The organism is Paenibacillus peoriae (assembly GCF_022531965.1).
Classification (GTDB): domain Bacteria; phylum Bacillota; class Bacilli; order Paenibacillales; family Paenibacillaceae; genus Paenibacillus; species Paenibacillus polymyxa_D.
In genome coordinates this window covers 2490001-2497896 of sequence record NZ_CP092831.1, presented here as the reverse complement: position 1 = coordinate 2497896, position 7896 = coordinate 2490001, and the positions used below count along the sequence as shown (strand labels likewise).

At 46.9% G+C, this 7896-nt stretch carries 3 protein-coding genes and 2 rRNA genes (1 of these 5 only partly in view); all 5 read right to left on the bottom strand.

All coding sequences use genetic code 11. From position 1 onward, the window contains the following. Positions 1–50: 50 nt before the first annotated feature. Complete coding sequence (locus MLD56_RS11405; protein WP_029517086.1) at positions 51–1916, bottom strand: ABC transporter ATP-binding protein; 1866 nt, start codon at positions 1914–1916, stop codon at positions 51–53. Continuing rightward, on the bottom strand, positions 1891–3786 hold the full coding sequence (locus tag MLD56_RS11400) for an ABC transporter ATP-binding protein (protein WP_029517087.1): 1896 nt from the start codon (positions 3784–3786) through the stop codon (positions 1891–1893). Before MLD56_RS11400 ends, MLD56_RS11405 begins: the two co-directional genes overlap by 26 nt. Positions 3787–4001: 215 nt before the next feature. Continuing rightward, on the bottom strand, positions 4002–4826 hold the full coding sequence (locus MLD56_RS11395) for a thioesterase II family protein (protein ID WP_029517088.1): 825 nt from the start codon (positions 4824–4826) through the stop codon (positions 4002–4004). 963 nt (positions 4827–5789) lie between these two features. Beyond that, positions 5790–5906 (bottom strand): 5S ribosomal RNA (gene rrf / locus MLD56_RS11390). Between the two features lie 149 nt (positions 5907–6055). Continuing rightward, positions 6056–7896 (bottom strand): 23S ribosomal RNA (locus MLD56_RS11385) (it continues 1107 nt past the right edge of the window).

Sequence of the window (7896 nt, the reverse complement as noted above, 5' to 3'; positions counted from 1 at the left end):
CCGTCTCTCTCCTCACAAAATAGATATTTGGTAAAAAGGAAATCGCATATTCATGCGGTTTGTTCCTCGGGATGCTTTCGAAATTGAAGCTCATACAGCTCTGCATAATGGCCGCCCTCGGCAAGGAGCTGATCATGGGTACCTTGCTCTTTCAGTTCGCCATCGGCAAGGACACAGATCGTATCCGCCCGTTCAATCGTAGACAATCGATGGGCAATAACTAATGTCGTACGATCCTTCATCAACTCATTTAAGCCCTGCTGGACTTCATATTCCGATTCTGCATCCAAAGCCGAGGTCGCTTCATCCAATAGCAAAATCGGTGCATTTTTGAGCAAAGCACGGGCAATTGCAATCCGCTGTCTTTGACCGCCGGACAAATTGGCTCCGCGTTCACCGACAATCGTGTCGTACCCCTCTGGCAACTCGGCTATGAAGCCTCTGGCATAGGCTGTTTTGGCTGCAGCCTCCACTTCCTCATCCGTGGCAGTCGGTGAGCCAAAACGGATATTATCCGCTACTGTACCGTGGAACAGCGTAGCCTCCTGTGGTACATAGGCCATCAAATCCCTGACCTCATCCAACGGAAATTCTTCTGCCAAACGACCACGAACCCGCAGCACACCTTCATCCGGTGGGTAAAATCCCAGCAACAACTTCATGACTGTGCTTTTGCCACCACCACTCGGACCGACAAGTGCAGTGACCTGCCCTTCCGGCACGACCAAGTTTAACCTTTGCAGCGTTGGATGGTCAGGCTGATAGCCAAAGGTGATGTCGTGCAGCTCTAGCGCAGCCGGAGTCTGTTCAATGGCGTGGTCTGAACCTAAGGTTTCAACATCGCCATAGAATTCCCCAGATTCACGGGCTGATAAAGCTGCCGTCTCGGGATCGCTAAGCCTAGTCAGCGGTCCCTTCTTTTTAGCCGCGGGGAACTGTTCCTCTTCCTTCGACTCATCCAGAATTTCGCGGATACGCGCCAAGCCTGCCAAGGAGTTTTGTAACAGTGTTACAGCCGCCCCTAGCTCCAAAAATACCGTTGAAATACCGGTTTGCAGTTGTACAATCTGTCCCAATACTCCCAGTTCCATTTGCTTCTGCGATACCAGAATCAATCCGGCGACAAGCACACCGCCCAGCGTAATGAACTCTATGACAAAATTGCACATATCCTGCAAGCCCATATGACGTCCCTGCCGGATGCTGATGCGATTGATGTCCTCGCTTGCATCGTTACATAGTCCACCTACCTTTGTCCTCAACCCAAACAACTTCACCGTCTGCAAACCGGAAAGCAAATCACTCAATCGTTCCGTGAACCTGCTCATCCGTCCCTGTAACTCTTCACTCGTCTTTCGCATTTTCTTCGCGAAATGAGCATTTATCCAGGCTGAAGCCAGCCCAAGTACAACCGCCATAATCCCAAATCGCCAATCCAAAGCCATCAAAATGACCAACGAGCCCAAGAAAAGCGAAATTTCCAGTATAATCGAGCGAATATGAACGGTGTAAGCCTGCTCTAGCGCCTGTACATCGTTCGTCATACGGGATACAAGATCACCCGAATGGTGTTTTTCGGCTTTTTCGTACGATAGCTTGACAATGTGGCCAAATAGTTTCATTCGTACATCAGCAATCGCCAGCTTTACACACCGTTTATACATATAGCTGCACAGGGGGGAGATAAGACTTAATGCCAAAAATGTACCACTGACCAAATAGACCGCTCGGTATAGCTCCTGTACATTGCCATTAACCGCGAAATTCAGCAAATAATGCACCACAAAAGAAAGTAAAATCGTGATGCTGGCATTGGTCAGACTATTGCCAACCAGCCCGGTAAAATACCATTTTTGGTGCGGCTTCATCAGGGACATCAACTGCTTAAATTCATAAAACCCCTGCTTGAAGGTCACGACGCTCACCCCTTTCCTCAGGCAACGAATTACCGTTTTCCGCCGTATGCTGTTCTTCTTCAAAATTTTTCAAATACAGCTTTCGGTACACACCATCACGACCCAGTAATTCCTCATGAGAACCCGATTCCACAATGCTCCCCTGATCGAGTACAATAATGCGGTTCGCCTGACGTACGGTTGACAGTCGATGAGCAATGACCAGTACCGTCCGGTTTTGCATTACCGCATTCATCGCATTCTGCACCTGAGCCTCCGACTGACTATCGAGTGCTGAAGTCGGCTCGTCCAATAGAAGTAGCGGAGCATTTTTCAATAATGCTCTTGCTATGGAAATACGCTGTTTTTGACCGCCAGACAATCCGCCTCCCCGCTCGCTCAACAGGGTTTCATAGCCCTCGGGAAGTTGAACAATAAAATCATGCGCATGTGCCGCCTTCGCCGCCTCGACAATTTCTTCTCGAGTCGCCTCCAAACGTCCATATCCGATATTTTCTGCAATGGTGGCCGGAAAAAGCGACGGCTCCTGAGATACCATCGAAATATGACTGCGCAGGCTTGTTAAATTCCAATCTGTCAAACTCTTTCCAAATAGTTGAATGGTTCCAGCATGCTCTCCAGGTTCATTAAATCCGCAAAGCAGCTTGAAAATCGTGCTTTTACCCCCACCGCTGGCACCGACAATCGCGACCATATCCCCTTGCCCTGCCTGGAAGCTGATATCCTTCAGCACTGTGTTCCCTTCATCGTAGCCAAAGGTCAAATGCTCAAAGCTGACTACAGCAACACTATCAACGTCATCATCACTTTCTGCTCCGCCTTCACTCATTCGGTTGGCTTCCCCATCTGCATCGTCTTTCAAATGAGGCGCCCTATTCTCTCGCTTCTGATCTACCAAGGTCATTTCGCCGTCCTGACGTTCATTCTGCCAATCCAGCACCTCAAACAAATGCTTTGCGGCTCCACCCGCTTCCTTCATTTGCGAAATGATCGTCGGCAGCATGGCAATCGGCTGCAATATGAACGAAATCAGGTATAAAAAAAGTACAATGCCTCCAGCATTCAACTCTCCATGTTGTATCAGGTATCCTCCGTATACAATGACCAAAATAATCGGTGTTGCTAGCATCATCACACCTACCGGAGTAATGGCTGCATAGCGCTTTTCTAGCCGTAAGCCGCGCTTGACGACCCCCTCCATAATCACCATATACTTCTTCAACAGCACAGCTTGCATATTGAATGCCTTGACGATAGGGATTCCTCCGATTGCATCTTGCCCCACAGCGTTCAAATGAGCAATTTTCTCCTGAAGATCCGCTGAGTATTTTTCAATTGGCTTGCTCATTAGTGATGTTATGATCATTCCTATTGGCATGAGCGCAAGACTTGCCAATATCAGTTTCCAGCTTGTCAGTAAAAGCAATATGAGTGATGCCGTAAACACAAGCGGTAAATAGAACAGATTGGCAAACTGCTGGATAAAAAAGTTCTGTAATACTGCCGTATTATTGGTTAGACGGGATACCAAATCTCCGGTAAATTTCCTTTCCACGCTGGAAACCGGTAAATCGCAAAACTTATGTACGAGATCGCCTCTCAAGTCGCGCAGAGCACTAACACTAAATCGCGCTGAAGCGTACCTCATCACAAACTTACAGGGCATTCCAATTAGCGTCATACCAACAACCAGATAGATCATGTTCTGGGTAGAGGAGAATGTCCCCTGTGCCATTTGCTCAATGGCCTTACCCAAAATAATGTCAATAGCTGCCAAACACAAGGAGGTGATCACCGTTATGAAAACCCATAGATTATACGGCCTTACATAACGTGCGAGTCTCCGAAAAGCAGAATTTAATCGAAACAAGGGCATCCCTCTTTTCGCTGCCCACACTTTTTCAGTGCGAACTTTTTATATTGGCTGTGGACGTCGTTGAGATAAACTCTGGGTTTGGATGCATGAGTATCCGTACAGAATAAAATGCGATTTTGAACTATGCTGGAATTTGCATCTTGGTGTGGGTTGGTTGTTGATTGTTGCTGAGATGGTAATAACGAAGTGTATCGTGATGTGTGGGACATTTAACTCTGTCTGAATCGTGGTTGTAGGGTGCTTGTGTTGTAAGCTGTATGAGCTCCCGCCGCGTGGGCCATCGGCGAGGATGTAGAAAGAATGTTCTCGACTGTGCTCATAACCTCTTGTTCTTGTTCATGGATGAAAAAGTGATTACCTTCGAACATTCGAACATCCATAGGTGATGTCGTATGCTGTTGCCAGGCATGCAGTGAATCTGTGCTAACCTCAAAATCCTTCATTCCGCCTAAAACAGTCATCGGACATATCAATGGATTTCCCGGCTGATAAACATAAGTTTCACATACCTTAAAATCTGCACGCAGACGAGGCATAATAATTTGCATCAATTCTGCATTTTGCAGCACCTCTTCAGGTGTTCCCTGCATCAAACGAAGCTCTTCGGTGAAAGAATCGTCTGCTAAATCATGGAGTCGTTTTTTGGAATATGGAATATGTGGTGCGGATTTACCGGATATGATGATATGCTCAGGTAGCTTTCCAGTTTTGCTGTACAATTGCCGTGCTGTTTCAAATGCAATTAGTGCCCCCATACTGTGTCCAAAAAAAGCGAACGGCTTATGTATGTATGGAGCCATAGCTGGAACCAACGATTGAACGATGTCTTGAAGAGTATCCATTGGAGCTTCTGTTGAGCGGCTTTCACGTCCTGGAAGTTGTATAGGCAACACGGTAATGTCAGGCGCAAACCTGGACTTCCAAGAGTTAAATATATAAGCACCACCACCGGCGTAGGGAAAGCAAAATAGTTGGAGCTTCGTAGTCGGTTGGACCTCTGTTTTCGCGAACCAAGATTGTGATCGAGTTGTCATAAGAATTCCTCCATCCTCTATGCAGTTCATAATTTTACAGTAAATCCTTATATCTCTTTTTTTCTTCCAACACTTTCTAACTGTTTTTAAATATACAAACTTTAAAACCGCTTGGCATGGGACAAAAGGGCTAAATTGACGAAGCTTATAAAAATAAAATAAAATCCATATTATGTTATTTGTTTCCAAACTTCAAAAGCAACAATTTCACTTTTTGTATGAGTTATCTGTCAATCATGATCTGTTAATTTAGTTTAAAACAAGATTTCAGGTTTTCACGAATTTTGTAAAACTAAATTCATTTTGATTTACATTGAGGTCCCAACCCCTTATCCTACAACAATTTTATCTTTACTTGCCATTAACATAAATGTAACAAATTCAACCTGATATCATCCGACAAATTCCGACTTTTTCCGCAGCTCTCTTCAATCACCTAAATATTGGATTGGATTTGTATCAAGCTCACATAAGCCAAAATTAATAACTCTTTATTTTTGTAATAAATATTGTTATTCCATAGTCCTAAAGGAGCATTTTTTGCATATTTTTTTCTGACTCTTCGTCTAAAAAATCCAGTTCGGATTGAGTTTTTCTCTCCCAAATCTATGAATTTTCTTTTCAAACTCTAATAAAAACGTTTTTATCTCGTTTCAAAAGTACCTGTTCTCTAGAAATTTATAGCCTTACTTTTAATCTTTCACCCTCTCAAAAAACAGTAACGGCAAACAGCAAGGCTCCCTGTTGTTGGAGACTTGCTGCTTTATAAATTTCATTATGTTTGACTTCACTATCGGTCGATATGCAGAGTGTTGTAGGCTTTATTGTAGTTATCCCCTAATCTTATTAATTTAGTGGAATGGAGTATATGTATGGGTTCATGTATATATAATTTCCAAAATGCGAAAGCCTTATGGTATACAAAAAGAGCACAGCCCATTAAGGCTGTGCTCTTTTTATCGTGCTTGGCGACGTCCTACTCTCCCAGGACCCTGCGGTCCAAGTACCATCGGCGCTGGAGGGCTTAACGGTCGTGTTCGGGATGGGTACGTGTGGAACCCCTCCGCTATCGCCACCAAACATGAATTTGCTATGCAAATTCTACCGTATTGAAACTCGGTTCATCACAGCTGTGTGAATGAATTTCAATGCGTATTTCGTATGTATTTCTACATACCTTCAAGGTTACACCCTGAAAACTGGATCCGAAACTCATTTGCGTCTTATCTTAGGATAAGCCCTCGACCGATTAGTATTGGTCAGCTCCATGCATTACTGCACTTCCACCCCCAACCTATCTACCTCGTCGTCTTCAAGGGGTCTTACTAATTGGGAAATCTCATCTTGAGGGGGGCTTCACGCTTAGATGCTTTCAGCGCTTATCCCTTCCGTACATAGCTACCCAGCGGTGCTCCTGGCGGAACAACTGGTACACCAGCGGTACGTCCATCCCGGTCCTCTCGTACTAAGGACAGCTCCTCTCAAATTTCCTACGCCCACGACAGATAGGGACCGAACTGTCTCACGACGTTCTGAACCCAGCTCGCGTACCGCTTTAATGGGCGAACAGCCCAACCCTTGGGACCTACTTCAGCCCCAGGATGCGATGAGCCGACATCGAGGTGCCAAACCTCCCCGTCGATGTGGACTCTTGGGGGAGATAAGCCTGTTATCCCCAGGGTAGCTTTTATCCGTTGAGCGATGGCCCTTCCATGCGGTACCACCGGATCACTAAGCCCGACTTTCGTCCCTGCTCGACTTGTAGGTCTCGCAGTCAAGCTCCCTTCTGCCTTTGCACTCTTCGAATGATTTCCAACCATTCTGAGGGAACCTTGGGGCGCCTCCGTTACTCTTTAGGAGGCGACCGCCCCAGTCAAACTGCCCACCTGACACTGTCCTCGCACCGGATTACGGTACCAAGTTAGAACCTAGATACGATCAGGGTGGTATCCCAAGGATGCCTCCCTTCAAGCTGGCGCTCAAAGTTCGACGGCTCCCACCTATCCTGTACAGATCGTACCCAAATTCAATATCAAGCTGCAGTAAAGCTCCATGGGGTCTTTCCGTCTTGTCGCGGGTAACCTGCATCTTCACAGGTATTAAAATTTCACCGGATCTCTCGTTGAGACAGCGCCCAAGTCGTTACGCCATTCGTGCGGGTCAGAATTTACCTGACAAGGAATTTCGCTACCTTAGGACCGTTATAGTTACGGCCGCCGTTTACTGGGGCTTCGGTTCATAGCTTCGCTCTTGCGAGCTTACCACTCCCCTTAACCTTCCAGCACCGGGCAGGCGTCAGCCCGTATACTTCGCCTTGCGGCTTCGCACAGACCTGTGTTTTTGCTAAACAGTCGCTTGGGCCTTTTCACTGCGGCCCCCTCGGGCTATTCACCCTACCGAGGCACCCCTTCTCCCGAAGTTACGGGGTCATTTTGCCGAGTTCCTTAACGAGAGTTCTTCCGCGCGCCTTAGAATTCTCTTCTCGCCTACCTGTGTCGGTTTGCGGTACGGGCACCTTCTCCTGGCTAGAGGCTTTTCTTGGCAGTCTGAGATCATGACCTTCGCTACTACAATTTTCGCTCCCCATCACAGCCCAGCCTTAATGATGTGCGGATTTGCCTACACATCAGCCTCACTGCTTAGACGGACATCCATCAGTCCGCGTCACTACCCTACTGCGTCACCCCATTGCTCATAACGGATTACGGTGGTACAGGAATTTCGACCTGTTGTCCTTCGACTACGCCTATCGGCCTCGCCTTAGGTCCCGACTTACCCTGAGCGGACGAACCTTCCTCAGGAACCCTTAGGCTTTCGGCGGATCTGATTCTCACAGATCTTTTCGTTACTCATACCGGCATTCTCACTTGAATGCAGTCCAGCGCTCCTTACGGTACACCTTCAACCCGCATTCAACGCTCCCCTACCCCTGATGCAAGCATCAAGCCATAGCTTCGGTGGTGTGTTTAGCCCCGTTACATTTTCGGCGCAGAGTCACTCGACCAGTGAGCTATTACGCACTCTTTCAATGGTGGCTGCTTCTAAGCCAACATCCTGGTTGTCTGTGCAA

Bases quoted from the DNA above. Each gene is read 5' to 3' on its own strand.
- MLD56_RS11395 (WP_029517088.1), bottom strand. From the start codon at position 4,826: ATGACAACTCGATCACAATCTTGGTTCGCGAAAACAGAGGTCCAACCG.